This window comes from Mycobacterium sp. GA-2829 (assembly GCF_001499965.1).
Taxonomy (GTDB): Bacteria; Actinomycetota; Actinomycetes; order Mycobacteriales; family Mycobacteriaceae; genus Mycobacterium.
Genome location: NZ_LQIT01000045.1, coordinates 45,900 through 69,800, shown reverse-complemented (window position 1 = coordinate 69,800; position 23,901 = coordinate 45,900). Strand labels below are relative to the sequence as shown.

At 70.4% G+C, this 23,901-nt stretch carries 27 protein-coding genes; 16 read left to right on the top strand and 11 right to left on the bottom strand.

Going from position 1 to position 23,901, the window contains the following annotated elements:
• Nucleotides 1–237: 237 nt before the first annotated feature.
• Both AU194_RS23490 and AU194_RS23485 read right to left on the bottom strand, forming a co-directional pair.
• Complete coding sequence (locus tag AU194_RS23490) at nucleotides 238–792, bottom strand: TetR/AcrR family transcriptional regulator (protein ID WP_059091668.1); 555 nt, start codon at nucleotides 790–792, stop codon at nucleotides 238–240.
• Between the two features lie 91 nt (nucleotides 793–883).
• Nucleotides 884–2,014 carry a phosphotransferase gene (locus AU194_RS23485; RefSeq protein ID WP_059091667.1) on the bottom strand — a complete coding sequence of 377 codons (1,131 nt, stop codon included), beginning with the start codon at nucleotides 2,012–2,014 and terminating at the stop codon, nucleotides 884–886.
• Between the two features lie 95 nt (nucleotides 2,015–2,109).
• Here AU194_RS23485 and AU194_RS23480 point away from each other — a divergent pair, with 95 nt between their 5' ends.
• On the top strand, nucleotides 2,110–3,279 hold the full coding sequence (locus AU194_RS23480) for a CaiB/BaiF CoA-transferase family protein (RefSeq protein ID WP_059091666.1): 1,170 nt from the start codon (nucleotides 2,110–2,112) through the stop codon (nucleotides 3,277–3,279).
• Between the two features lie 5 nt (nucleotides 3,280–3,284).
• Here AU194_RS23480 and AU194_RS23475 read toward each other — a convergent pair whose 3' ends face one another.
• The gene (locus AU194_RS23475; RefSeq protein ID WP_059091665.1) at nucleotides 3,285–3,806 is read right to left on the bottom strand and encodes a TetR/AcrR family transcriptional regulator; all 522 of its coding nucleotides are present in this window, start codon (nucleotides 3,804–3,806) and stop codon (nucleotides 3,285–3,287) included.
• A gap of 45 nt (nucleotides 3,807–3,851) precedes the next feature.
• On the opposite strand from AU194_RS23475, the gene AU194_RS23470 reads away from it, so the two are divergent.
• On the top strand, nucleotides 3,852–5,105 hold the full coding sequence (locus tag AU194_RS23470; RefSeq protein ID WP_059091780.1) for a cytochrome P450: 1,254 nt from the start codon (nucleotides 3,852–3,854) through the stop codon (nucleotides 5,103–5,105).
• A 2-nt stretch (nucleotides 5,106–5,107) separates the two neighbouring features.
• Entirely contained in the window at nucleotides 5,108–5,299 is a 192-nt protein-coding gene (locus tag AU194_RS23465; protein WP_059091664.1) for a ferredoxin, read from the top strand.
• 7 nt (nucleotides 5,300–5,306) lie between these two features.
• Here the strand turns inward: AU194_RS23465 and AU194_RS23460 are convergent, their stop codons facing one another.
• The 3 genes from AU194_RS23460 to AU194_RS23450 are packed head-to-tail and all read right to left on the bottom strand — an operon-like array spanning nucleotide 5,307 to nucleotide 7,364.
• On the bottom strand, nucleotides 5,307–5,681 hold the full coding sequence (locus AU194_RS23460) for an NYN domain-containing protein (RefSeq protein ID WP_082698812.1): 375 nt from the start codon (nucleotides 5,679–5,681) through the stop codon (nucleotides 5,307–5,309).
• 16 nt (nucleotides 5,682–5,697) lie between these two features.
• Entirely contained in the window at nucleotides 5,698–6,510 is an 813-nt protein-coding gene (locus AU194_RS23455; protein ID WP_059091662.1) for a thioesterase family protein, read from the bottom strand.
• The gene (locus AU194_RS23450; protein WP_059091661.1) at nucleotides 6,510–7,364 is read right to left on the bottom strand and encodes an SMP-30/gluconolactonase/LRE family protein; all 855 of its coding nucleotides are present in this window, start codon (nucleotides 7,362–7,364) and stop codon (nucleotides 6,510–6,512) included. Before AU194_RS23450 ends, AU194_RS23455 begins: the two co-directional genes overlap by 1 nt.
• 78 nt (nucleotides 7,365–7,442) lie before the next feature.
• Between AU194_RS23450 and AU194_RS23445 the strand changes: the two genes are divergently transcribed.
• From AU194_RS23445 to AU194_RS23410, 8 genes are read left to right on the top strand one after another with little or no spacing between them, the layout of a single operon-like run.
• The gene (locus AU194_RS23445) at nucleotides 7,443–8,147 is read left to right on the top strand and encodes an NIPSNAP family protein (RefSeq protein WP_157576460.1); all 705 of its coding nucleotides are present in this window, start codon (nucleotides 7,443–7,445) and stop codon (nucleotides 8,145–8,147) included.
• On the top strand, nucleotides 8,144–9,400 hold the full coding sequence (locus AU194_RS23440; RefSeq protein ID WP_059091659.1) for a cytochrome P450: 1,257 nt from the start codon (nucleotides 8,144–8,146) through the stop codon (nucleotides 9,398–9,400). Before AU194_RS23445 ends, AU194_RS23440 begins: the two co-directional genes overlap by 4 nt.
• A 1-nt stretch (nucleotide 9,401) precedes the next feature.
• Nucleotides 9,402–10,370: a zinc-binding dehydrogenase gene (locus tag AU194_RS23435; RefSeq protein ID WP_059091658.1), complete on the top strand. Its 969-nt coding sequence runs from the start codon at nucleotides 9,402–9,404 to the stop codon at nucleotides 10,368–10,370.
• On the top strand, nucleotides 10,367–11,155 hold the full coding sequence (locus tag AU194_RS23430; protein WP_059091657.1) for an HpcH/HpaI aldolase/citrate lyase family protein: 789 nt from the start codon (nucleotides 10,367–10,369) through the stop codon (nucleotides 11,153–11,155). Before AU194_RS23435 ends, AU194_RS23430 begins: the two co-directional genes overlap by 4 nt.
• The gene (locus tag AU194_RS23425; protein ID WP_059091656.1) at nucleotides 11,152–11,898 is read left to right on the top strand and encodes an SDR family NAD(P)-dependent oxidoreductase; all 747 of its coding nucleotides are present in this window, start codon (nucleotides 11,152–11,154) and stop codon (nucleotides 11,896–11,898) included. The genes AU194_RS23430 and AU194_RS23425 overlap by 4 nt, the downstream gene beginning before the upstream one ends.
• Nucleotides 11,895–13,421: an NAD(P)/FAD-dependent oxidoreductase gene (locus AU194_RS23420; protein ID WP_059091655.1), complete on the top strand. Its 1,527-nt coding sequence runs from the start codon at nucleotides 11,895–11,897 to the stop codon at nucleotides 13,419–13,421. The genes AU194_RS23425 and AU194_RS23420 overlap by 4 nt, the downstream gene beginning before the upstream one ends.
• Nucleotides 13,418–13,819, top strand: coding sequence for a hypothetical protein (locus AU194_RS23415; protein ID WP_059091654.1), 402 nt, complete (start codon nucleotides 13,418–13,420; stop codon nucleotides 13,817–13,819). Before AU194_RS23420 ends, AU194_RS23415 begins: the two co-directional genes overlap by 4 nt.
• Complete coding sequence (locus tag AU194_RS23410) at nucleotides 13,816–14,718, top strand: alpha/beta hydrolase (RefSeq protein ID WP_059091653.1); 903 nt, start codon at nucleotides 13,816–13,818, stop codon at nucleotides 14,716–14,718. Before AU194_RS23415 ends, AU194_RS23410 begins: the two co-directional genes overlap by 4 nt.
• Here AU194_RS23410 and AU194_RS23405 read toward each other — a convergent pair.
• Nucleotides 14,660–15,175 (bottom strand): SRPBCC family protein, encoded by a 516-nt coding sequence (locus AU194_RS23405; RefSeq protein WP_059091652.1) that lies wholly within the window; start codon nucleotides 15,173–15,175, stop codon nucleotides 14,660–14,662. The two genes, AU194_RS23410 and AU194_RS23405, sit on opposite strands and share 59 nt — an antisense overlap.
• Nucleotides 15,176–15,248: 73 nt before the next feature.
• Between AU194_RS23405 and AU194_RS23400 the strand changes: the two genes are divergently transcribed.
• Nucleotides 15,249–16,403, top strand: coding sequence for an acyl-CoA dehydrogenase family protein (locus AU194_RS23400; RefSeq protein WP_059091651.1), 1,155 nt, complete (start codon nucleotides 15,249–15,251; stop codon nucleotides 16,401–16,403).
• A 2-nt stretch (nucleotides 16,404–16,405) separates the two neighbouring features.
• Here the strand turns inward: AU194_RS23400 and AU194_RS23395 are convergent, their stop codons facing one another.
• Entirely contained in the window at nucleotides 16,406–17,338 is a 933-nt protein-coding gene (locus tag AU194_RS23395; RefSeq protein ID WP_059091650.1) for an LLM class flavin-dependent oxidoreductase, read from the bottom strand.
• Nucleotides 17,339–17,443: 105 nt separating this feature from the next.
• Here AU194_RS23395 and AU194_RS23390 point away from each other — a divergent pair, with 105 nt between their 5' ends.
• A complete protein-coding gene (locus tag AU194_RS23390) occupies nucleotides 17,444–18,364 on the top strand; it encodes an LLM class F420-dependent oxidoreductase (protein WP_059091649.1) in 921 nt (306 codons plus the stop codon).
• Here AU194_RS23390 and AU194_RS23385 read toward each other — a convergent pair.
• A complete protein-coding gene (locus AU194_RS23385; protein WP_059091648.1) occupies nucleotides 18,351–19,034 on the bottom strand; it encodes a DUF427 domain-containing protein in 684 nt (227 codons plus the stop codon). The two genes, AU194_RS23390 and AU194_RS23385, sit on opposite strands and share 14 nt — an antisense overlap.
• 108 nt (nucleotides 19,035–19,142) lie before the next feature.
• On the opposite strand from AU194_RS23385, the gene AU194_RS23380 reads away from it, so the two are divergent.
• Entirely contained in the window at nucleotides 19,143–20,567 is a 1,425-nt protein-coding gene (locus AU194_RS23380) for a wax ester/triacylglycerol synthase family O-acyltransferase (protein ID WP_059091647.1), read from the top strand.
• 99 nt (nucleotides 20,568–20,666) lie between these two features.
• Nucleotides 20,667–21,221 (top strand): hypothetical protein, encoded by a 555-nt coding sequence (locus AU194_RS23375; protein WP_231743557.1) that lies wholly within the window; start codon nucleotides 20,667–20,669, stop codon nucleotides 21,219–21,221.
• On the opposite strand, the gene AU194_RS23370 is transcribed toward AU194_RS23375, so the two are convergent.
• Nucleotides 21,218–21,472, bottom strand: a complete 255-nt coding sequence (locus AU194_RS23370) for a DUF2631 domain-containing protein (RefSeq protein WP_059091645.1) — start codon at nucleotides 21,470–21,472, stop codon at nucleotides 21,218–21,220. The genes AU194_RS23375 and AU194_RS23370 overlap by 4 nt on opposite strands.
• A gap of 73 nt (nucleotides 21,473–21,545) precedes the next feature.
• Nucleotides 21,546–22,883: a deoxyribodipyrimidine photo-lyase gene (locus tag AU194_RS23365; protein WP_059091779.1), complete on the bottom strand. Its 1,338-nt coding sequence runs from the start codon at nucleotides 22,881–22,883 to the stop codon at nucleotides 21,546–21,548.
• Nucleotides 22,884–22,979: 96 nt separating this feature from the next.
• Between AU194_RS23365 and puuE the strand changes: the two genes are divergently transcribed.
• Nucleotides 22,980–23,897: an allantoinase PuuE gene (gene puuE / locus AU194_RS23360; RefSeq protein WP_059091778.1), complete on the top strand. Its 918-nt coding sequence runs from the start codon at nucleotides 22,980–22,982 to the stop codon at nucleotides 23,895–23,897.
• The last annotated feature ends 4 nt before the right edge of the window (nucleotides 23,898–23,901 follow it).

Genomic DNA, 23,901 nt, shown 5'->3' with positions numbered 1-23,901 from the left:
GATGTTCGCTGCGGTCCGGCGCCTGCAGTCCGCCGAGACCGCGGGTGCGCCCGGTTGCCGGCGCTGTGCGAGCACGGCGTGCGCGAAAGATGAGGGCTTGAGGTGCGGCGTGGCCTCGCGATCGGTTCCGGCTGCGGTGGCGCCGACTGCCGGACCGGTGCCCCGTCGTCGCCTGGAGCGGCCCGCGTACGCCGCATTCGTGGATTGCTCGACGGCGCGCCCGGTGCGGAATCCCGGTCAGTCGGACTGCCGGATACCCACCGCGTGACGCAGCTGAGCGAGGAACTCGTCACCGTCGTCGCTGCGCACGATGTAGTGGCACACCGCGACCCGGATCGCCGTGGCGGCCTTCACCGGGGCGTTGGCGCCCGTCAACAGCTTCTCCAGTCGCGCGCGCATCAGCGGGATGATCCGCGACAACTGCGCGATCACCACCTCCGGTTCGATGTCGACGAGCCGGACACCCGAATACGACTGCTGATAGGCGACAATGAAACGCAGTGCGGCGTCGAGCTTTTCGGTGCCGCGCAGCCCCTGCGTCGCCTGGCTGATCCCGCGGTCGAACATCGCCCGCTCGTAGCGGCCGAACGCGTCGAGCAGTTCCTGCTTGTCGGCGAACCACCGGTACAGCGTCGGGCGCGACACCCCGGCCTGCAGCGCCACCTCCGACAGGCTCAGCTTGGTCTGGCCACTGCGGGCGAGTACCTCGGCGGTGGCCGCCAGGATGCGGTGCTGCGTCGACGTGTCGTCGAACTCGGCGGCGTCGCGCCGGTCGGGCACTGGTTCGTTCACGTCCTGGCCTTGGTCGACGGGGTGGATGTTTCACCGATGGTAGAGCCTGTAACGCCTCATCGGCGGTTTCGCATCACCGGCGGCGACAGAATCACACCGTCAGGGCGGCCACGGTGTCGAGGTCCTGCAGCGCGGCCACCGCCCGGCGCAGGCCCTCGTGGGCGATCGCCTCGTCCTGCATCCCGCCCATCCCCGCGGTGATGAGCGCGGCGACATAGGCGTAGAGCGCGCCCTGGCGGTATCGGCGCCACAGCTCGTCACCGTCGAGTTCGGGACCGCCCGCAGCGGCCAGCGCGCGACGGTAGGTGTCGAGCAACTCGCGCTGGTGTTCGCGGCGGTCCTGCGGCGTCATGCCCGTGACGATCGTGTACGCCAGTTCCCGGCTCGGATGCCCGCGCCGCACCGCCTGCCAGTCGAGCAGCCCGGCCGCGCCGTCGCGGAAGTAGACGTTGCCCGGATGGGCGTCCCCGTGCATGACGGTGTGCGGCGGTTCGTCGATCAGCCGCGCCACCTCACGGTAGTTCTCGTCGATGTACCGGCCGACGTGCACGGGGATGTCGGTGGATTCGGCGATCCGGCGCGCGGAGGTCTTCAACAGCGTGCCGGTGAGCAGCGACGTGCGATCGGCGGAGGCGGTGTACACCCAGTCGAACGGTCCGCGTTGCCCCGGCACGGGCAGCCGCCCCCAGAACGTCGCGTGCAGCCGGGCCAGCAGTTCCACCACCAGCGCGGTCTCGTCGCGGTCCAGCGGGTGCAGCGTGTCGGGGAACCGGCACTGGCCGGCGGGCAGATCCTCGAGGACGAGCACGTAGCGGCCGGTGAGCCGGTCGAACGCGGTGCCGTGCACGGCGGGCACACCGGTCAGCTCCGGCCGCAGCTCGCGGTAGAACCGCACCTCGGTGTCGCCGAGTCTGCCGAGCTCGCCCATCAGGCGCGTCGCCGCCGTCTCGGCGGGCAGCTTGACGAACACGGTGTCCGGGACGCCGTCTCCGGTCAGCGCGAGCCGCGCCCGCGCGGACGTGCCCGCGTCCCCGCCGAGGACCGAGACGGAGGTGACCGTGCGGCCCATCAGCCGCGAGAGCGTGGGCGCGTCGAGGTCGGCGACGGAGCGGGGGAACGGCCGCGCGCCTCGCAGCGCGGCGTCGGCGGCCACGCGCCGCACACTCCGCCCGAGGTGTGCGGCCAGACCGGCGGCGGGCACAATGCCGAACGTCTTCGTCACCGGTTCTGCGCCTCCTCGGGCATCATGCCGTGGTGAGTTTACAAATTAGAGTCAGACTGTAAACCAGTTCTGAGTTGCGACCAACAGGAGGGCCGATGCCGGGACCGTTGGATGGGGTGAAGGTCGTCGAACTGGGTGTGTGGGTGGCCGCGCCCGCGGCGGGCGGCATCCTGGCCGACTGGGGCGCTGATGTGGTCAAGGTGGAACCGCCGTCGGGGGATCCGGCCCGGATGTTCGGCCGCATGCTCGGGGTGGGCGACGACCTGAACCCGCCCTTCGAGATGGACAACCGCTCGAAACGCAGCGTCGCAGTGGACCTGACGTCGGAGACCGGCCGCGACGCTGTCCGCGAACTGCTCTGCGGCGCAGATGTTTTCGTGACCAACGTGCGGCCGTCGGCGCTGCGGCGCCTCGGGCTGGACTTCGAGACGCTGGCCGCGCGGAACCCGCGGCTGGTCTACGGGCTCATCACCGGATACGGCGTCGAGGGACCCGACGCCGACCGGGCCGCCTACGACGTCGCCGCGTTCTGGGCGCGCGCCGGTCTGGCGCACCTGCTCACCAGGCCCGGTGAAGATCCGCCGTTCCAGCGCGGCGGCATGGGCGACCATTCGGTCGGGATGACGCTGGCGGGCGCGGTGTGCGCGGCCCTGGTGGCCCGTGCGCGCACCGGCGCCGGGCAGCTGGTGACGACCTCGCTGTACCGCCAGGGTGCGTACACGATCAGCTTCGACCTCAACACGTTCCTGCTGACCGGCCAGCAGATCGCCATCGGTCAGCGCGAGACGATGGGCAACCCCTGTATGAACAACTACACCGCCGGGGACGGCCGCCGCTTCTGGATCGTCGGGCTGCAGGGCGACCGGCACTGGCCCGCCCTGTGCCGCAGCGTCGGTCGGCCGGACTGGCTGCACGACGAGCGGTTCGCCTCCGGCCGGGCGCGCGCGGTGCACGCCCGCGACCTGATCACCGAACTCGACGCGATCTTCGCCACCAGGACCCTGGCCGAGTGGGCCGAGACCTTCGCCGCGGAACCGGATCTGTTCTGGTCGCCGATCAACACGCTCGAAGACGTCGTCGGCGACGAGCAGTTCCACGCCGCGGGCGGCATCGTCGACGTCCCCGACGGTGACGGTACGGTCCCGATGGTCGCCACCCCCGCCGACTTCCACGGCACCCCGTGCGCGCCGCGCTCGCCGGCCCCGCGCCTCGGTGCCCACACCGACGAGGTGCTGGCCGACCCGGCCGCGGCGTGGCGCTCCTGAGGCGTTCAGGTCAGCCCCGCGGCGTGCCGGAGCTGGGTGAGGAAGTCGTCGGCGTCGTCGCCGCGGACCAGGTAGTGCGAGATCGCCACCCGCACAACGGTCGCCGCGGCGAGGCCGGCGTCCGGTCCGGGTATGCCGCGTTCCACGCGTTCGCGCATCCACGGCAGGATGCGGGCGAGACGGGCGATCACCTGCGCGGGTTCGATGTCGACCATCCGCAGACCCGGGTAGGACCGCTGGTAGTCGACGATGATCCGCAGAACGGCGTCGAGGCGTTCCTCGGGCGACAGGTGGGCGGGCAGTTCGGCGACGGCGCGTTCGTAGATCGAACGCTCCCAGACCACGAACGCGCTCAACAAATCCTGCTTGGACGGGAACCAGCGGTAGAGCGTCGGCCGTGACACCCGCGCCTGCGCGGCGACCTGCGACAGGCTCAGCTTCGTCATCCCGTTGCGGCCGAGCACCTCCGCGGTCGCGGCCAGGATCCGCTCGCGGGTCGCATTCTGATCGGTCGACACGGAGGTCACCCCGGTAGCTTTACAAATTTCGTGTCGACTGTCACGCTGAAGTTCGTGACCTCCCCATCAGCGGTGGCCCGCGAGTACAGCTCGATCGACATCACCTCGGCCGCGTTCTGGCAGCAGCCGTTCGCGCAGCGCGACACCGTGTTCGCGCAGCTGCGCGCGGCCGACGGACTGACCTGGCATCACCCCCTGTCGTCGCTGTTCCCGATGGAGGAGGACGGGTTCTGGGCGCTCACGCGGCGCGCCGACATCGCCCACGTCAGCCAGCATCCGGAGCTGTTCTCCTCCGCGCAGGGCGTCGCGCTCGATCCGATGCCCGCCGATGTCCAACGGTTCGCGTCGTTCTTCCTCACGATGGACCCGCCCGAGCACACCGTCTACCGGCGGCTGATCAGCTCGGCGTTCACCCCGCGCAACGTGCGGCGGATCGAACAGCAGATCCACGACAACGCCGTCGCCGTCGTCGACGATCTCATCGGGGTCGGTGAGATCGACTTCGTCGCAGCGTGTTCGGCACGGCTGCCGATGCTGACCATCATGGAGATGCTCGGGGTGCCCGCGGCCGACCAGCCCGCGGTGGCCAAGGCCGCCGAGACGCTGTTCTCGATGAGCGACGACGAATACAGCTCACTCGAGGAGCGTGCGGCCGACACCGTCAACGAGATCATGCTGCTGTCGGCCACCGGCGTCGAACTCGCGAAGTTCCGCCGCAACCACCCCGGCGACGATCTGATGACCAGCATCGTCAACGCCGAAGTCGACGGGAAACGGTTGACCGACGAGGAGATCGGCGCGTTCCTCATCCTGCTCGCCTCCGCGGGCAACGACACCACCAAGCAGACCACCACGCATGCGATGCTGGCGCTGACCGAACATCCCGCCCAACGCGAGTGGCTGCTGGCCGACTTCGACGGACGTATCGGCACCGCGGTCGAGGAGTTCATCCGCTGGGCCACACCGGTTCTGCAGTTCGCGCGGTTCGCGACCGTCGACACCGAGATCAACGGGGCTCCGGTGCGGGCGGGGGACAAGGTCGGGCTGTTCTACTGTTCGGCCAACCGCGACGAGACGGTCTTCGGCGATCCGCACACCTTCGACCTGAGCCGGTCGCCGAATCCGCACCTGGGCTTCGGCGGCGGCGGTCCGCACTTCTGCCTCGGCAACCAGCTCGCGAAAGCCGAACTGCGGCATCTGTTCCGGGAGTTGCTGACCCGGCTGTGCCACGTCGAGTTCGGGGAGCCCGACCTGTTGTTCAGCACGTTCGTCCACGGCGTCAAACGCCTGCCCGCGGTGGTGCGTTGAGCATGCGGGTGGAAGTCGACCTCACCCGGTGCACCGGACACGGGATCTGCGAGTCGATCGCCGAGGACGTGTTCGAGGTGCAGGACGACGGCACCGTGATGGTGCACGGCGCCGAGCGACCCCCCGCCGACCACGACCGGATGCGCCAGGCCGTCACCCAGTGTCCGGCCGCCGCACTGCGTTTGGTGGACTGAACGCCTCTCAGCGCGGGTCGATGTCGTTGCGCAGGCGTTCGGCGGGGTAGGTGGATGCGCCCGCGGCGCGGACCCGCTCGACCAGTGTGCGGTCCGACGTCGCGACGCAGATCTCGCCCGGATCGTCAGCCGTCCGCACCAGGCGCACGATCTCGTCGTCGGCCGAGTTCGGCGCGGGTGCCGGCGCATGGGCCACGGTGACCGCATCGGAGACCAGCGGCGGGCTCAACGGTTTCTCGAACACCACGGTCACCTCGAGGTCCGCGCTGCGTGCCCAGTGTTCCAGCGCCTCGACGAGGCGGGCCATCGCGGCCCGGCGGTCACGCCACCACCCGTCCGGGCGGGAGCCGATCACGTTCATCCCGTCGATGATCCACCGCACCCGGTCCAGGGTAGGGCTACCGCGACGGGCGCGGGCGCACCAGCACCGACTGCTGGATGACCCCGACGGCGCCCGCCTCGTCGAACAGCGTCCCGCTGGTGGTGCCGATACCGTCGGGGCCGTAACTGGTTTCGGCGCGGATGCCGATCCAGCGGCCGTCGGGGATGCGGTGCACGTGGACCACGAGGTCGGTGTTGAGGAACGTCCACTTGCGGATGTCGAGTTTGGCGCCGATGCCGTTGGCGTCGTCGGCGACGGCGAACAACCGCTCGAGCGGGGTCATGGACTCGCCTTTGACCAGGTCGACCGTCGGGGTGATCCAGGATTCGCCGGGGCCGTCGCCCAGCGGTGTGGTCAGCCAGCGCCAGTCGAGGCTGTGGACGTAGTTGGGATCCCAGTCCTTGGCCATGTCCCGGCTGCGGGCCTCGGTCAGCGGCCGCAGTGGAGGAGTGTCGGCGCGGGCGATGGCGGCGGTGTCGAGCTGCTGCAGCCGCCAGCCACTGGCCCGCGCGACCGGCCGTGGGGTGCCGTCGGGTCCCGGTGCGGACATCTCCGCGCTGACCAGTTCGATCTGCTTGCCCGAGCGTTCCCGGCGGGCGCTGACCCAGAGGTCACCCTCGGCGGGGACGGGACCCAGCAGGTCGACCATCACCCGGCTCAGCCGCGTGTCGTCGCGCCGCTCGCACCGCTGCAGTGCGCGGACCAGCAGCGCGGAGACCGGCGCTGCGTGCTGGATGGCCGCCGACCAGGTACTGCGCACCAGGTCGGTGGCCGCGAACCGCTCGCCGTGCGAATCCTCGCCCAGCAGTTCGTAGTACGAGTCCGACATCAGGGCAACCCCGCTCCGGGGACGTCGACGATCGTGGTGTCGATGCGCGAATTCTTCGTGCCGATGAGCCGTTCCGGATAGGCGTCGGTGGCCGAGGCGAGGAACAGCATCCGCCGCTCGGGTCCCCCGAGCGCGCAGGCGATCGCGATCCGGTCGCCGATGTCGATCCGATCGGTGACCGCGCCCCCGTCGACCACGCGCTGGAACTGGCGCGCCAGCGTCAGTGCGGTCCACACCCCGCCGCCGGCGTCGACGGCGATACCGTCCGGCGGCCCGTCGAGGCCCTCGGCGAAGACGCGGCGGTCCCGCAGGGCGCCGTCGGGGGCGATTGCGAACGCGCTGAGGCGCCTGCCTGTCGACTCGGCAACGATCAGCGTCGCGCGGTCCTCGGTGATGGCCAACCCGTTGGGGAAGTCGAGTCCGTCGGCGGCCACCGTCGACGTCCCGTCGGGGTCGAGGCGAACGATCACCCCGTTCGCACGGGCCTGCACCCCGATGTAGGCGCGGCCGACGTCGTCGACGACCATGTCCCCGAGATTCGCGGACACCTGCCCACCCAGATCGGTTGCGACGGTGACGGCGTCCCCGTCGTAGCGCAGCACCTGCCTGCGTTCGGCGGAGACGATGAGCAGCGTGCCGTCGGGCCGGAAGCCCAGGCCGGACGGGGCGTGGCCCGGTACCGGCAGGGTGGTCTTCGACCCGCTCAGGTCGACGGTGTGCACCGCCTCGCCCAGCATGTCGGAGAACCACAGCAGCCCTTCGAACCACCGCGGACCCTCACCGAAGCAGAACCCGTCGGCGAGCACCGCGGGCGCCTGGAGGCCCGATTCCGTGGTGATTTCGCGCGCCGTCACATCGCACCTTTACAAAACACGCGACAAGTGTCACGCTCCGTAGGTGCCACTGTCAACCACCTGCGGCGTTGGCGCGCCATGAAGAAGTATTTCAGCCACACACTGCTGTACCTCCACGAGACGATCTCGCTCGGATCGGGGGGCGTCGAGCAGTTCACGAAGACGTTCGACGCCGTCTACCACCCGATGATGTCCGACCTCGGCGCCCGGCTGTTCGCGATCTGGGAGACCACGCCCTACAACGGGCACTGGCCCCAGGTCACGATCATCTGGGAGATCGACGCGTTCGCCGACTACGCCCGCATCGGCAACGCCCAGCGGGCCGGTGGCACGCACGCCGGACCCGCGACCGCGTGGCGGGAGTACCTGACCGACACGGGCGCCTCGGGTGAGGGCCGCATCATGTACGCCGGCCGCAGCAACCGCACCCTCGCGCAGCTACGGGAGGCGAACGTCGGTGCGGGACTGGTCATCCAGGAGGTCATGCAGACCAAACCCGGGCGCCAGGACGACTACATCCGCGAACTCGAGCGGCTCTACGTGCCGTGGTCGGAACGCACCGGCAAGCAGTGGCTCGGCTCGTTCATCACGACGTTCCGGTTCAACGAGGTCATCCACTACTGGGCCCTCGACGGCGACTGGGACTGCTTCGCCGAGCACTACCCGTCGTGGAAGGACAGTCCGCCCGCCGAGATCGTCACGTGGATGAGCGTCGCCCCGGCGCTGCGCGACGGCTGGGAGGATTCGATCCTGCAAGCGCTACCACAGTCGCCGCTCCGATGACCGCAAGCCCGAAAGCTCGACTGGCGCAGTCGTTCTCGTACGATCCCTTCGACGCGGCGGTGATGGCCGATCCGCTGCCGTACTACCGCACATTGCGCGACGAGCATCCGCTGTACTACGTCGACGAGTGGGACCTCTACGCGCTGTCGCGGTTCGAGGACATCTGGCAGGTGCTCGAGGTCAACGACGGTACGTTCGTCGCGTCCGAGGGCACCCTGCCGTCGAGCGCGGTGCTGGCCACCCACAACACCGGCCCGGTACCCGATCCACCTTTGTCGCCCATGCCGTTCCACGCCAACTTCGACGCACCGGTCTACACCGATGTGCGCCGCTGCACCTCGGGTCCGTTCCGGCCGAGATCGGTGAGCCGGCTGGCCGACCGGGTCCGCGAGTTGGCCAACGAGCGCCTCGACGCGCTGTTGCCCACCGGCCGGTTCGACCTCACCCAGGATTACGGCGGCATCGTCGCCGCCTCGATGGTGTGCGAATTGATCGGGCTTCCAGTCGATCTGGCGGCCGACGTACTGGCCACCGTGAACGCAGGCAGCCTGGCCCAGCCCGGCAGCGGCGTCGAGGTGGCCAACGCTCGGCCCGGTTACCTCGAGTACCTGATCCCGCTCGTCGAACGCAGACGCGCCGACCGGTCCGGTGCCGACCTGCCGATCGTCGACGCACTGCTGGAGTACCGCAAACCCGACGGCACCCCGCTCACCGACACCGAGGCCGCCGTCCAACTTCTCGGCGTGTTCATCGGCGGCACCGAGACGGTGCCGAAGATCGTCGCGCACGGACTGTGGGAACTCGCGCGGCGCCCCGAACAGCTCGCCCAGGTGCGCGCCGACCCGGCGGCCAACGTCCCGATCGCCCGCGAGGAGATGATCCGGTACTGCGCACCCGCACAGTGGTTCGCCCGCACGGTGCGCCGACCGGTCACGATCCACGGCACCACCATCGAACCGGGTCAGCGTGTCATCACGCTGCTGGCCTCGGCCAATCGCGACGAGCGCGAGTACGCCGACCCCGACGACTTCCGCTGGGACCGGCCGATCGAACGGCTGCTGGCCTTCGGGCGCGGCCAGCACTTCTGCCTCGGAGTGCATCTGGCGCGGCTGGAGATCACCGTCATGGTCACCGAATGGCTGCGGAGAGTCACCGAATTCACGGTCGACGCCGAGGCCGCGTCGCGCCCGCCGTCGAGTTTCCAGTGGGGCTGGAACAGCGTGCCGGTCGAAGTGCGGGCGGGAGGCGCCTGACGTGTGGGCCTACCGGTTGGTGGCGCCGTACACCTTCGAACGACGGTGCCTGCCCGAACCGTCCGCCGACCGCCTGGCCGACGGTCAGGTGCTGCTGCGGTTCACCGCGGCGGGGATCTGCGGCAGCGACCTGCCCGGCTTCCGCGGTGCGAAGGGACGACTGCCCGGCGACACCGGCGTCAGCGCCGCGGAGATGAACGGGTTCCCGATCCACGAGATCGTCGGCGAGGTGGTGGCGAGCAGGCACCCCGCGCACCAGCAGGGCGACCGGGTGGTCGGCTGGGCCTCCGGATTCGACGGGCTGATGGAGTACGTCGTGGCCGATGGCGAGGGGTTGGCCGCCTACGCTCCGGCGCTGCCGCCGCACCACGCCGTCGCGCTGCAACCCCTGGCGTGCGTGCTGTACGCGGCCGAACAGCTACCCGACCTGACCGACAGGCATGTCGCGGTGCTCGGCCAGGGGTCGATCGGCCTGCTGTTCTCCTACGTGGCGAAGGCCGCGGGCGCACGCCGGGTCACCGGGGTCGACCCGGTCGACCGCACCGAGGTGGGCCCGGCCTTCGGCGTGGACACCGTCGTCCGCGCGACCAGCGACCGGTGGCTCAGCCATCTGCCCACCGACGACCGGCCCGACGTGGTGATCGAGGCCGTCGGCCACCAGGTCGCCACCCTCGGCCACGCGGTCGAGGCGGTCGCGTTCGGCGGGACCGTGTTCTACTTCGGTGTCGCCGACGACGACGTGTACCCGATCAGCATGCGAACGATGTTGCGCAACAACCTGACCCTCAAATCCGGCGTGACACTCGAACGGCGCCGGATGCTCACACGGGCCGACGATTTCGCTCGCGACCACCCCGGCCTGCTGCCCACCTACGTCACCCACACGTTCGGTGTCGACGACGTCCAGGCGGCGTTCGAGCTGGCCTGCCTGCCCACCCCGGCCCGCGTGAAGATCGCGCTCACGGCATGACGGCGCGCAGCAGACTGCAGACCGCCTTGGACGCGGACACACCGGTGTTCGGCGGGTGGGTGGTCGGACCCACCGCGATCGGGCCGGAGGAGTTCGCCTCCGCGGGCTACAACTATGTCGGAATCGACTGTCAGCACGGATATCTCGACGACGCCGACGCCGCGTCGCTGGTGCGCCGCCTCGAACACGTGCCGATCGCCACCGCGGTGCGGCTGCCAGGCGCCGATCCCGCGCCGATCGGCCGGGTGCTCGACGCCGGCGCGGACGCGGTCGTCATCGCCATGGTGGAGTCCGCGGACCAGGCGGCGGCCGCGGTCGCCGCCACCCGCTACCCGCCGACGGGTGTGCGCAGCTTCGGCCCGCTGCGGCCCGGTTTGGGCCTGGTGCCCGCCGACCTGGAGGACAGGGTGAGCGTGTTCGCGATGATCGAGACCGCGCGCGGTGTGTCCGCGTGCGCGGACGTCTGCGCGGTGTCCGGGGTGACCGGTATCTACGTCGGCCCCGCCGATCTGGCCGTCTCGATGGGCTGTGCGCCCACCGCGGCGTGGCGCGAACCGGAGGTCCGCGACGCGATCGCGGGTCTCGCCGCCACCGCGCGCGCCGCGGGGGTGGTGGCCGGGGTCCACGCGGGCAGCGGCACGATCGGAAAGGAGGCCGCCGACATGGGGTTCCGGATGATCACCCTCGCCTCGGAGTCGCAGGCGCTGCGGCGCGGCGCCACCGCGCATCTCGCCGAGGCCACCGGGGCCGCGCCAAAGGGTGCGCCGACAGGGGGATACCAGTGAACCGGGTGGCGCTGGTGACGGGCGCCGCACGCGGACAGGGTGCGGCGATCGTGTCGCGGCTGCTCTCCGACGGCTTCCGGGTGGCCGCCTGCGACGTGCGGACCGACGAACTGCGCGACAGTGTGGCCGGTGCCGGTGCTGGTGCCGGTGACGGTTCCGGTGACGACGTGCTGGCGCTCGAACTCGACGTCACCTCGCCGCAGCAGTGGGCGAATGCGGTCGCCGACACCGTCGCCCGGTTCGGCGGCCTCACCGCGCTGGTGAACAACGCCGGCGTGCTGCACCGCGCCGCGATCGCCGACGAGACGCCCGCCGGGTTCGAGAACAGTTGGCGGGTCAACTGTCTCGGCCCGTTCCTCGGGATCCAGGCGGCGGTGAAGCACCTCGAAGCCGCCGACGGTGCGGCGATCGTCAACACCGCCAGCACCGGCGCGATCCGGCCGTTCCCGCGCCATGCGGCGTACGGGTCGGCGAAATGGGCGCTGCGCGGTTTGACGCAGGTCGCCGCGGCGGAGCTCGCGCCGTCGGGCATCCGCGTCAACGCCGTGCTCCCCGGCGCGGTCGAGACACCGATGCTCGACGCGGACACCCAGCGCCGGCTCGCCGCCGCGGCGGTGTCGGGCCGCATCGGCAGGCCCGCCGAGATCGCCGACGCGGTCGCGTTCCTGCTCTCGGAGCAGGCGTCGTTCATCACCGGTGCCGAACTCGTCGTCGACGGCGGCCAGAGCCTGCAGATCGGATGAGTGCGGTGCGGAAGACTCTGTCGGTGGGCGTGATCGGCGCGGGCCCGGGCGGGCTGGCGCTCGGGATCTTCCTCAAGAAGGCCGGCTTCGAGGACTTCACGATCTTCGACCGGGAGGACGGCGTCGGCGGCACCTGGCGCATCAACACCTATCCGGGTCTGGCGTGCGACGTGAAATCGCATCTCTACTCGTATTCGTTCGACCTCAACGCCGACTGGTCGCGGCTGTGGTCGGCGCAACCGGAGATCCTCGACTACTTCGAGACGTGCGCGCGCCGCCACGAACTCGGACCGCATCTGGTGCTCGGCACCGAGATCGTGTCCGCGGTCTGGGATGCGGCGGCGCGCAACTGGGAGTTGGCCACCGCGACGGGGGAGCGGCACCGCTTTGACATCGTCGTGTCCGCGGTCGGGATGTTCACCCGGCCGGTGATGCCCGATCTGTTCGAGGAGGGGCCGTTCACCGGGGTCGTGATGCACACCGCCCGCTGGGACCACAGTGTCGACCTGAGCGGTGCGCGGGTCGCGGTATTGGGCACGGGTTCGACTGCTGCGCAACTGCTTCCGGAGGTCGCGAAGGTCGCGGCCAAGGTGTACTCGGTGCAGCGGTCGCCGACGTGGATCCTGCCCAAACCCGACCGCCCCTACACCGAGCGCGAGAAGTGGCTCTTCGCCCACGTGCCGTTCGCCAAACGGGTGTACCGGACGCGGTTGTGGCTGCGCAGTGAGCGCAACATCTCGGTCATCGAGAACGGCAGCGACAAGACCCAGGAGTTCACCGGCATCGCGACCCGGGTGCTGGAGGCGACCGTGCTCGACGAGGACCTGCGCCGCAGACTCACTCCCGGCCACCCGTTGGGCTGTAAGCGACTGGTGTTCGCGACCGACTACCTCACGGCGCTGACCCAACCGCACGTCGAGGTGATCTCGAGCGCGGCGAAGAAGCTGCGGGCGCGGTCGCTGGTCACCGAGGACGGCACCGAACTCGACGTCGACGTCGTGCTGTGCGCCACCGGCTACGCCGCGGCCGACTACCTCGGGCAGATCGACGTGGTCGGCGAAGACGGTGCGCTGCGGGACAAATGGCGCGACGGCGCGTACGCCTACCTCGGGATGGCCGTACCCGGATTCCCGAACTTCTTCATGCTCTACGGCCCCAACACCAACGTCGGGTCAAACAGCGTCATCTTCGTGCTCGAGGCCCAGGCCCGCTACATCGTGCGCGCGCTGCGGCATCTGCGGCGGCGGGGCCGTTCGTACGTCGCGGTGCGGCCGCAGACGATGGTCGACTACATCGCCAGGATCGACGGGTGGATGGCCGGCACGGTGTGGACCACGCGCTGCAGCAACTACTTCCGCGCGGCCAACGGGCGGGTGGTCACCCAGTGGCCGCGCAGTGCCCGCGCGTTCTGGGCGATGACCCGCCGGTTCCGTGCCGCCGACTACACCTTCGACCCACCCGCGCACCTGCCCGACATCGAGGTGCGCACCCACACCGACCTCACGAGGAGCGCCCCCCGATGACGATCACCCCCGCGAGCCCCCAGGCCTCGCACCGTATTCGGCGTGTCATCGGGGCGCTGATGGTCCTGCTCGGCGCCGTCGGCACGGTGGCCCCGAAACGACTGGACAGCACCCCGGCCGGGGACGGCGTACGCGCCGAGGCGCAGCGCCACCACCTCACACGGATGTACGCGATGCGCGAGGCGGCGCTGGGCGCGATCCTGCTCGGCGGCGGTGGTATCCGCGCGGCCCTGGCCGCCACCGTCGGGCTGACCGCCGTCGAGGTGGCCACCGCCGGGTCACCCGCGCTGGACCAGCGGGCCCGGATCACCACCGCGGTCACCGCGACGCTGTGCGGGGTGGCCGCGGCGTACGCGCTGTCCGGCACCTCTGCGAAGGCCGAGAACGCCACCGCGTGATCGAACGCCTCGACCCCGCACTGGAGCGGTTCGCCGCGTTCCGTACCGACCTGTCCCCGGCGACGCTGTCGGCCGTGCGGGATTCACTCGACATCCGGCGCCGGGAGACCGCGGCCGCGCTCGACACCACCGGCGTCGACATCGAGGACACCACCGCCGGATCCGGGGTCGCGGTGCGGATCTACCGCGGCGGCACCTCGCCGGCGCCCGCGGTGCTCTACTGCCATTCCGGGGCGTTCGTCCTGGGTAACCTCGACACCGACCACCGGCAGTGCGTCGAATTCGCCCGTCGCGCCGCGTGCACCGTGGTCTCCGTCGACTACCGGCTGGCGCCCGAACACCCCCACCCCGCCGCGTACGACGACGTGCTGACCGCTCTGCAGTGGCTGCACACCGAAGCCGTTGCGCTGCACGTTGACCCGACGCGGATCGCCGTGGCGGGCAGCAGCGCCGGGGGAGCGCTCGCGGCGCTGCTCGCGCAGGCGTCGGCGACCGGCGCCGCCCCGCCCGTGGTGTTCCAGCTGCTGCACCAGCCCGTGCTCGACGAGCGGGCCACACCGTCGCACCGCGAGTTCACCACCACCCCCGGCTTCGACGGGCCCGCGGTGGAGCTGATGTGGCGGCACTACCTCCCGGCGGGGGTCACCGGTGTCGCCCCGGCCACCCGCACCGAACTGGCCGGGCTGCCACCGGCGTTCATCAGCTGTTCGGAACTCGACCCGCTGCGCGACGAGGCGCTCGACTACGCACGGCGCCTGCTCGAGGCCGCCGTCGCCACCGAACTGCACGTGTTCCCCGGCACCTGCCACGGATTCGACTCGTTGCTCCCGGACTGGGAGGTCAGCCGAGCGCTGTTCGCGCTCCAGGGGTCGGCGCTGCGGCGGACCCTGCACCGCTGAGCTCACGCGCGACCGCCGCGTGGTAGCGGTCGATGTTGGCGGGGTTGACGATCCGGAAGAAGCCGTCGGGCATCGGCGCCTCCTTGGGCGCCTCGATCGTCATGGTCCTGCGGAACAGCGTGACACCCTCACCCGGCTGGGTGAACTGGTACTCCACGGTGATCCGGCCTGCCATCCCGCCGTTGCCGTCGCGGTCGTGTCCGAGGCGGCCCACCGAGGTGAACATCCACAGCCGCGGCCGCACCGCCATCGCGAGCTGCCAGGTGAAGATCTTGTCGCTATCGGGCCCGCCCTCCTCCCACATGTCGCCCACCCGCAACGGCAGGCTGTCCAGGCGGCCCACGTAGCTGCTCCCCGGATACGTCTTCGTCCAGTTCGCCGGGTCGGTGACGAAGTCGTAGATCACCTCTGGCGCATGGTGGTACGCGGTGTCCGAACTGGTGGTGACGATGCCCAACGGGATGCCTTCCTCTGTGACGCGCGGGTCCCACCACCTTTACAGATCGACGGTGCGATGTCACGCTCATGGGATGGACTTCGCCGTGGTCGACCTGTCCGAAGAGGACCGCGCGTTCCAGCGCGAGCTGCGGGACTTCCTGGCCGCGGTGGTGACCGACGACGTGATCGCCAGGGACCGGGAGACCGGGGAGAACTTCGACGAGGGCGTGCACCTGGCGCTGGGGGAGGCGGGCTACCTCGCCGCGGACTACCGCAGCGAGGCCGAGGGCGGTTTCTCCGCGGTACGCCGGCGCATCTGGGAGCTGGAGATCGGGCGGGCCCACACCCCGTGGTTCCACTGGGGGACCACCGCGATGGTCGCACACACCGTCGAACGGTTCGGCTCCCAGGAGCTGAACGACGAAGTGCTGCCTGGCGTTCTGTCCGGCAGGCTGCGGCTGTGTCTGGGCTACACCGAACCCGAGGGCGGCTCCGACGTGGCGACGTGCAAGACCAGGGCCGTGCGCGACGGTGACGACTGGATCGTGAACGGCTCGAAGATGTTCACCTCCAACGCCCACAACGCGCAGTACGTCTTCCTGATCACCAACACCGACCCGGCGGCGGCGAAACACAAGAGCCTCACCATGTTCCTGCTGCCGCTGTCGGCGGCGGGTGTGGAGATCCAGCCGCTGCGCACCGTCGACGGCGACCGCACCAACATCACCTACTACAGCGATGTGCGGATCAGCGACCGCTACCGCGTCGGGGCGGTCAACGCCGGGTGGTCGGTGCTGCGCGGCGCCCTGGACGCCGAACACGGTACGGGCGAACGCAGCGACGACGGTTTGCAGAAGATCGCGGTGATGACCGAACACATCACGCTGATGGCCGAGGCGGTGGACCGGGTCGCCGCCGCGGTGTCCACGCGGGACGCGTCGGTGGCCTACCGGCTGGGTCGGGCGATCGCGCGGATGGAGGCCGCGATGAGCACCCCGGAGATGTTCGGCCGGGTGGCGATCGCCCAGACCATGCGGGAGGTCTCGCCGGATCTGATGGACATCCTCGGTGCGGCAGGGGCGCTACCGGTCGATGCGGACGGCGCCGCCGCGGCCGGGGGACCGGAGTACATCTTCCGGCTCGCCGGACCCACCGGCATCTACGGCGGCACCCTCGAGGTGTTCCGCAACATGATCGCCCAGCACGCGCTCGGCCTCGGCAGGCCGCACTACTCGGCGCCGCGCTGACCTCACAGCCGTGCGAGCACCTGCTCGGCGAGCAGGTCGAGCGTCCGGTCGGACGCGCGGTCGTGGGTGAACAGCACCACCTGGGTGAAACCGATGTCGGCGAGCTCGTGCAACCGGTCCACGATCACGGATGGGGTGCCGACCATACCGCCGTCGTGCAGACCGAAACCCGGCCCGCCGAACCGTTTCTCGGCCAGCTGTCGCACCTCGGGCAGCGACGCGTCGTCCGGGGCGAGGGCCATCACCATCTCCACCGACAGTACGATCGAGTCCGGGTCGCGGCCGACGTCGGCGCAGATGGCACGGAGCGTGTCGGCCTTCTGTCGCAGTTCGCCGAGCGCGTAGGTGGGTACGTTCCACACGTCGGCGTACCGGGCCACGAGCGGCAGCGTGTACTTCTCGCCGACGCCGCCGATGACGATCGGCGGCCGCACCCGCTCGCCCGGTCCCGGGGTCACCGGCAGGTCGCGCACCTGATAGTGCTTGCCCGCCACATCGATTCGTCCGTTGTCGAACGCCTGCGTGATGATCTCGAGGGTCTCGGCCAGCCGTTCGGAGCGTTCGGCGAACGAGCCCCACGGCAGTCCGGCGCGCCGGTGCTCGTCCTCGATGGAGCCACTGCCGATGCCGAACTGGAACCGCCCCGCCGCGATGTGGTCGAGGGTGGTGGCCATCTCGGCGAGCAGGGCGGGATGGCGGAACTGGTTGCACAGCACCATGTGTCCGATCCGCAGTCGTTCGGTGCGGGCGAGCAGCGCGGTCGCCAGCGTCCAGGCCTCCAGCGACGGATGGTCCGGCGCGCCGGGCCCGTAGAGGTGGTCGTAGAGCCACAGCGACCCGATGCCCAGCGTCTCGCAGCGGATCGCGCGGTGCAGCATGTCGTCGTAACTGAAGCCGATCTGGGGCACGTAGACACCGACGTCCAGATCCGCCATGGCTCTCCCTACTCGGCGAAAAGAGGCTTCGCCTTCGCGGAGAATCGTATTCTCATAGCGGCCGTGACACAACGACGCGAGCCGACGACGCAAGGAGCGCAATCGGTGCACTTCACCATCACCCACCCGATGCACACCCACCCGTACAACCCGGAACTGGTGACCGGTGCGGGGGTGACCGCGGTCGCGAAGGCGGCCGAGGCGGCGGGGTTCTCCGGCTTCGGGTTCACCGACCATCCGGCGCCCACTCAGCGCTGGCTCGAGGCCGGGGGGCACGATGCGCTCGACCCGTTCGTCGCGATGGGTTACGCGGCGGCCCACACCACCACGCTGCGGCTGATCCCGAACATCGTGGTGCTGCCGTACCGCAACCCGTTCGTGGTGGCGAAAGCCGGTGCGACCCTGGACCTGCTCTCCGGTGGCCGGTTCACCCTCGCCGTCGGGGTGGGCTACCTCAAGCGTGAATTCGCCGCACTGGGCGTCGATTACGACGAGCGCACCGACCTGTTCACCGAGGCGCTCGCGGCCATCCGGGCGGTGTGGACCTCCGACGACCTCACCTTCGAGGGGCGGCACTTCACCGCCAAGGGCGTCACGGCCCACCCCCGGCCGCTGACCGCACCGCATCCGCCGATCTGGATCGGCGGGAACACCGCGGCCGCCCGCGAGCGGGTCGCGACGTACGGCGACGGGTGGTGCCCGTTCCCCGCACCCGCCGTGCTGGCCCAGACCGCGCGCACCGCCGCACTCGATTCCGTGGCCCGGCTCGGCGCCGCGATCGACGATCTGCGCCGCCGCTGCGACGCGGCGGGCCGGGACCCGGCCACCGTTGACGTCACGTTCACCAACATCGACGGCGGCGATGCGGGCAGCGACGACTTCGACCCCGACCGCTACCTCGACGGGGTGGCCGCCCTCGAGCGGCTCGGTGTCACCTGGCTGCAGGTGACGGTGCCCGGCGACAGCCTGACCCACGCCCGCGAGACGATCGAGCGGTTCGGCGCCGAGGTCATCAAGCGGGCGTGAGCGGCAGCTCGGCGACCACCTCCGCGCGGGCCGGATCGAAGCCGAAAAAGCCGGTGATAGAGCGTGTTTCGTCGTACGGTTCGAAGTAGGACCAGGCCACGTCGTCGACGACGGTGCCGTCGACGACCGCCGACCAGTACGTCGCCCACCCTTTGTAGTTGCAGTAGCTGGTGGTCTCGCTCCGCCGAAGCAGATCGACGCGCACGTGCGCGGGGTCGACATAGAGGACCGGAGGCAGCGCGGTCTCGAACACCGCGACGGTGTCGGCGGTGTCGACCAGCACGGTGCCGGTGACGCTGACCCGCAACGCCCGCCGCGTCGGCCTGCAGTCCACCCGGTGGTACGGGTTCGGGGGGTAGTGGACCAGCCGGCGGCCCTCCTCGAACCAGGCGTCCACCGCATCCCACGGCACGTACACGTAGCCGGGTGCCTCCGCCGCGGGCGTGGACGGCAGATCGCCGACGGCCTCGGGTCGGAACGCATAGCTCAACGGTTGGCCGCGGCGGTGCACCAGCACGACGTCCTCGGTGTCGAGCACCGTCCGGTCGGCCCGTACCGCCACCACCCGCCGCGGATGCGGTTCGGCGAACGCCGCACCGTCGGGCAGCGCCGGGACGAACCATCCGGCGGGGTCGGTGCTGAGCGGACCGCGTCCGGCGGTGAGTGTCATCGCGCTCCTGGGCGGGTTTTCGGCTGGAATGAGAACATAACGCGCGGTGTGTGGAAAACGCGGCCGGTGGGCACAGGACCGTAGGACACCGAGGAAACGGGGCGAACAGTGGAGCGACTCAACGGCATCGACGCGCTGATGCTGTACAGCGAGACGCCCGAGATCCACATGCACACCCTCAAGGTGGGGGTGCTCGACGTGTCCCGGGTGCCCGGTGGCTACAGCCGGGACTACGCCAGGCAGGTGGCCGCCCCGCGACTGCTGGCGCTGCGCCCGCTGCGGCGCCGCCTCGTCGACATCCCCGGACGCCTGCACCATCCGATGTGGGTGGACAACCCGACCATCGACTTCGACTACCACCTGCGCCACGTCGACCTGCCCGCCCCCGGCGGCAGGCGCGAACTCGACGACCTGATCGGGCGGATCGCCAGCACGCCGTTGGACCGTTCGAAACCGCTGTGGGAGATGTACGTCGTCGAAGGACTGGTCGGCGACCGGATCGCGATCGTGCACAAGGTCCATCACGTGCTCGCCGACGGGGTCGCGTCGGCGAACCAGATGTCGCAGGTGATCTCGCCGCAGGGCCCGCGGGCCGACGACGAACCCGCCCCGCCGCCGCACTCGTCGGCCGGGCTGCTGCGCGCCGCCGGTGGTGACCACCTGCGGCAGATCGGCCGGTTGCCGATGCTGCTGCGCGACACCGCCGCCGGGGTCTCGCAGGTGTACCGCAAGGGCCGGGAACGCGGCGCCCACCCCGACCTCGCCCGCAATTTCGCGCCGCCGCGCACGTTCCTCAATCACGTCGTCACCCCCGGGCGCCGGTTCGCCACGGCGCCGGTGGCGCTGGCCGACGCCAAAGAACTCGCCCGCACACTCGGCGTCACGCTCAACGACATCGTGCTGGCCACCGCGTCGGGTGCGCTGCGCGAACTGCTGCTGCGCTACGACGGCCGCGCCGACGCCCCGTTGATCGCCGGGGTGCCGATCGCGTTCAACACCGATCCGGATCGGTTGTCCGGCAACGAGTTCTCGTACATGACCCCGTCACTGGCCGTCCACGTCGCCGATCCGCTCGAGCGGGTGCGGTTGACGGCGGTGGCCACCCGGATCGCCAAGGAGAACCACCATCTGCTCGGTCCGACGCTCATCGCGTCGTGGCTGAACTACCTGCCGCCACGGTTGGTACCCCCGGTGTTCCGGCACCAGTCGAGCCGCAGGGACTCCAGCCTGATCATGAACCTCACCATTTCCAACGTGCCCGGCCCGCGAGAACCGGGTCTGGTCGCGGGCGCGTCGGTTGACGAGATCTACTCGGTCGGACCGCTGGTGGTGGGCAGCGGGATGAACATCACCGTGTGGAGTTACGTGGGCCAGCTGAGCATCTCGGTGCTCACCGACGACCAGACCCTCCACGACCCCCACGAGGCGACCGACGCGATGGTGCGGGCCTTCGCGGAACTCCGCACCGCGGCGGGCATCACCACCCCGCTCACCGAGGTGCCGGGAGCGCTTCCGCTCGTCACCCCGGTCTGACTCAGCCGCCGCCGTTCGGCGACCGAATCGAGACTTTACAGATCGACGCGATAGTGTCACGCTGGGGCAATCCCCGACGGTGAACGGAGCTGCCCCGTGGTGACCCAATCCCTCCCGCTCGACGACCCGCACGCCCCCATGCGCATCGGTGCGGCCGCGACCCGGCTCGAGTACCGGCTCGACGTGGTCGGGGCCGACACCGCGGATCTGGTGCGGTCCGCGGGCGGATGGCTGTTCGACCGGGCGATGGCCGGCTGGCGCGTCGACGCCTGGCTGCTCGACGCCGAGGATCTGCGCCCGCTGCAGGTGCTGGGGGTCCGGGGACACCACCTCGGATCCGCGGCCGGGCGGTCCGCCGACGAACGCGCCGCGGGACTGGCCGTCTCGGCGCAGGCGCTGGGCGCCGTCGGCGACGTCGTGCGGGATGCGCTGGCGACGGGGGACACCGAGATCGTGCTGTGGGGTGGCCGGTGGCCCGCGCAGTGGGGCGGACGCACCGAGGAGGTGCGGTACCGGCTCAGTGCGGCGGCGCGCACGTTCAAACGGCACGCGCTCGACGCCGCCTGCTGTGACATGCAGGTCGACGCCGTGGAATCACTGATGTGCGGTGGCTACCGCCCGGTCGACTCCGACCTGGTCGTGGCGGGGCGTTAGCGGGTCCAGCCGCGCTTACGCATCCACCAGTCGCGGGCGACCCAACCGACCAGGATCGCGGCGAAGCCGATGAGGAAGGCGTCCTCGACGTGGCCGACGTGGTTGCCGCGCAGCATCACCAGCAGGAAGGCCGCGCCCAGCAGCAGGGAGATGTGGATGACGCGCGGGTTCTCCTTGCTCCAACCCCACTCCGCCGACGGCACGTCCTCGACGTCGACGCCGGTGTGACGTTCCACCTCGGTGCTGGCCACAGGGAGCTCCTCACGGTCGAATCGAAAACTGGGGACATTCTGACATACGACGTTCTGTCGTAACGGGCGTGCCCTAGGAGATCTCGGCGTAGCGACGCAGCGCCTCGGTCCGTTCCGCGGCGTGGTCGACGATCGGCGCGGGGTAGTCGGCGGGCCGGTCGTCGCCCAACTTGTGCACGTCGGCCACGTTGCGCAGCTCGGGGACCCAGCGCCGGACGTATGTCCCGTCCGGGTCGAACTTCGCGCCCTGGGTGGTCGGGTTGAACACCCGGAAGAACGGTGCGGCATCGGTGCCGCAGCCCGCGGTCCACTGCCACCCGTGCTGGTTGTTGGCCATGTCGCCGTCGACCAGCTGGTCGAGGAACCAGCGCGCGCCCCACTGCCACGGCAAGTGCAGATCCTTGACCAGGAACGACGCCACGATCATCCGCACCCGGTTGTGCATCCAGCCGATCTCGGCGAGCTGACGCATCCCGGCGTCGACGATCGGGAACCCGGTGCGGCCCTGCTTCCAGGCGTCGAACCGTGTCTCGGCCGCTACGCCGTCGTCGACCTCGATGGCGTCGAACCCGCGGTTCCAGTTCCACCACACGCTGTGCGGCCACTCGTAGAGGACCGCGGCGTAGAAGTCGCGGAACGCGAGCTCCCGCAGATACGCCTGCGCGCCCTCACCCCGCCCGAGGTCGCCCACCATGGTCCGCGGGTGGATGCTGCCGAACTTCAGGTGCGCCGACATCCGACTGGTGACGTCGAGGTCCGGGCGGTTGCGGTCGTCTGCGTAACCGTCCAGCTCGTCGGCGACGAACGTCTGCCAGTGCTGGGCCGCCGCCCGCTCACCAGAGGGGATGTCGAGGGCGACACCGTCGTCGGGGATCTCCACCCGCAGGTCGGTCCCCGATAGGTTGGCGGGGTCGATCCATCGCGCGGTGCCGGGGCCGCTCTGCGCCGGCGCCCGCCACCCGTGTCTGCGCCAGGCGTCGAAGAACGGGCTGAACACCTTGTAGGGCGTGCCGTCGCCCTTGGTGACCCGACCGGGCGACACCAGGTACGGCGATCCCGACGGCTCCAGCGGCACCTCGCCGAGGGCGCGGCGGACCGTGTCGTCGCGGCGGCGGCCGAACGGGGTGAAGTCCTCGGAGACGTGCACCGCGGAGGCGTCGGACCGCCGGACGAGTTCGGGGATCCGCTCTTCCGGGCGGCCGTGGGTCACCAGCAGCCTGCCGTCGAGTTGGTCGGACAGGTCGCGCAGCGCATCGTGCAGATACTGCAGCCGCCGCGGGCCCGAGGACTTGTGCAGTCGGGGGTCGAGCACGTAGCAGGCGAGCACCTCGCCGTCGCCCTGCGCGGCGTCGAGCAGGGCGGGAAGATCGCGCAGGCGCAGGTCGCGGCGGAACCACAACACCGTGGGCATGGTCCGGTCTGCCCCGATCGCCGACGGCGGAAACCCCGTCGGCGATGACGCGATCGTGACCGGCGCGCCCATCGGCGGCCTGCCAGAATGCCCACCATGATCACCGGAGCCGCCGACTATCCGCGCGACATGGTGGGTTACGGACCCCGCCCGCCCGATCCGCGGTGGCCCGGGGACGCCCGCATCGCGGTGCAGTTCGTCCTCAACTATGAGGAGGGCGCCGAGAACTGCGTACTGCACGGCGATCCGGCCTCGGAGACGTTCCTGTCGGAGATCAGTGGCGCGCAACCCTTCCCGAACCGGCACATGAGCATGGAGTCGCTCTACGAGTACGGCTCGCGCGCGGGACTGTGGCGGGTGTTGCGGGTCTTCGAGCGGCGGGGGTTACCGCTGACGGTGTTCGGGGTGGCGCTCGCGCTGGCCCGCAATCCCGAGGCGGTGGCGGCGTTCACCGAACGCGGCGACGAGATCGCCTGCCACGGCCTGCGGTGGATCAGTTACCAACTCGTCGAACCCGACATCGAACGCGCGCACATGGCCGAGGCGGTGGCGCTGTTGACCGAGCTGACCGGCAGCGCGCCGCTGGGCTGGTACACCGGCCGCGATTCCCCGCAGACCCGCGAACTCGTGGTCGAACACGGCGGCTTCCTGTACGACTCCGACTCCTACGCCGACGATCTGCCGTACTGGACGACGGTGCGCGAACACGACCACCTGGTGGTGCCCTACACGTTGGACACCAACGACATGCGGTTCGCCGCGGCCGGCGGATTCCCCAGCGGCACAGAGTTCTTCACCCATCTGCGCGATGCGTTCGACGTGCTCTACGCCGAGGGTGTCGAGGGCAGGCCGAAGATGCTGTCGGTCGGACTGCACTGCCGGCTGGTCGGCCGCCCGGCCCGCACCGCGGCGCTCGAACGCTTCCTCGACCACGTGCAGTCTCACGAGAAGGTGTGGGTGACCCGGCGGGTGGACATCGCCCGGCATTGGATCGACCACTTCCCGGCGCGCTGAGCAG

What these genes read in the sequence shown, in the direction of transcription:
- puuE (WP_059091778.1), top strand. Translation starts at nt 22,980, where the DNA reads ATGATCACCGGAGCCGCCGACTATCCGCGCGACATGGTGGGTTACGGA.
- AU194_RS23465 (WP_059091664.1), top strand. Translation starts at nt 5,108, where the DNA reads ATGCGGGTGGAAGTCGACCTCACCCGGTGCACCGGACACGGGATCTGC.
- AU194_RS23445 (WP_157576460.1), top strand. Translation starts at nt 7,443, where the DNA reads ATGAAGAAGTATTTCAGCCACACACTGCTGTACCTCCACGAGACGATC.
- AU194_RS23365 (WP_059091779.1), bottom strand. Translation starts at nt 22,883, where the DNA reads ATGCCCACGGTGTTGTGGTTCCGCCGCGACCTGCGCCTGCGCGATCTT.
- AU194_RS23440 (WP_059091659.1), top strand. Translation starts at nt 8,144, where the DNA reads ATGACCGCAAGCCCGAAAGCTCGACTGGCGCAGTCGTTCTCGTACGAT.
- AU194_RS23455 (WP_059091662.1), bottom strand. Translation starts at nt 6,510, where the DNA reads ATGTCGGACTCGTACTACGAACTGCTGGGCGAGGATTCGCACGGCGAG.
- AU194_RS23480 (WP_059091666.1), top strand. Translation starts at nt 2,110, where the DNA reads ATGCCGGGACCGTTGGATGGGGTGAAGGTCGTCGAACTGGGTGTGTGG.
- AU194_RS23395 (WP_059091650.1), bottom strand. Translation starts at nt 17,338, where the DNA reads ATGGCGGATCTGGACGTCGGTGTCTACGTGCCCCAGATCGGCTTCAGT.
- AU194_RS23420 (WP_059091655.1), top strand. Translation starts at nt 11,895, where the DNA reads ATGAGTGCGGTGCGGAAGACTCTGTCGGTGGGCGTGATCGGCGCGGGC.
- AU194_RS23385 (WP_059091648.1), bottom strand. Translation starts at nt 19,034, where the DNA reads ATGACACTCACCGCCGGACGCGGTCCGCTCAGCACCGACCCCGCCGGA.
- AU194_RS23430 (WP_059091657.1), top strand. Translation starts at nt 10,367, where the DNA reads ATGACGGCGCGCAGCAGACTGCAGACCGCCTTGGACGCGGACACACCG.
- AU194_RS23415 (WP_059091654.1), top strand. Translation starts at nt 13,418, where the DNA reads ATGACGATCACCCCCGCGAGCCCCCAGGCCTCGCACCGTATTCGGCGT.
- AU194_RS23400 (WP_059091651.1), top strand. Translation starts at nt 15,249, where the DNA reads ATGGACTTCGCCGTGGTCGACCTGTCCGAAGAGGACCGCGCGTTCCAG.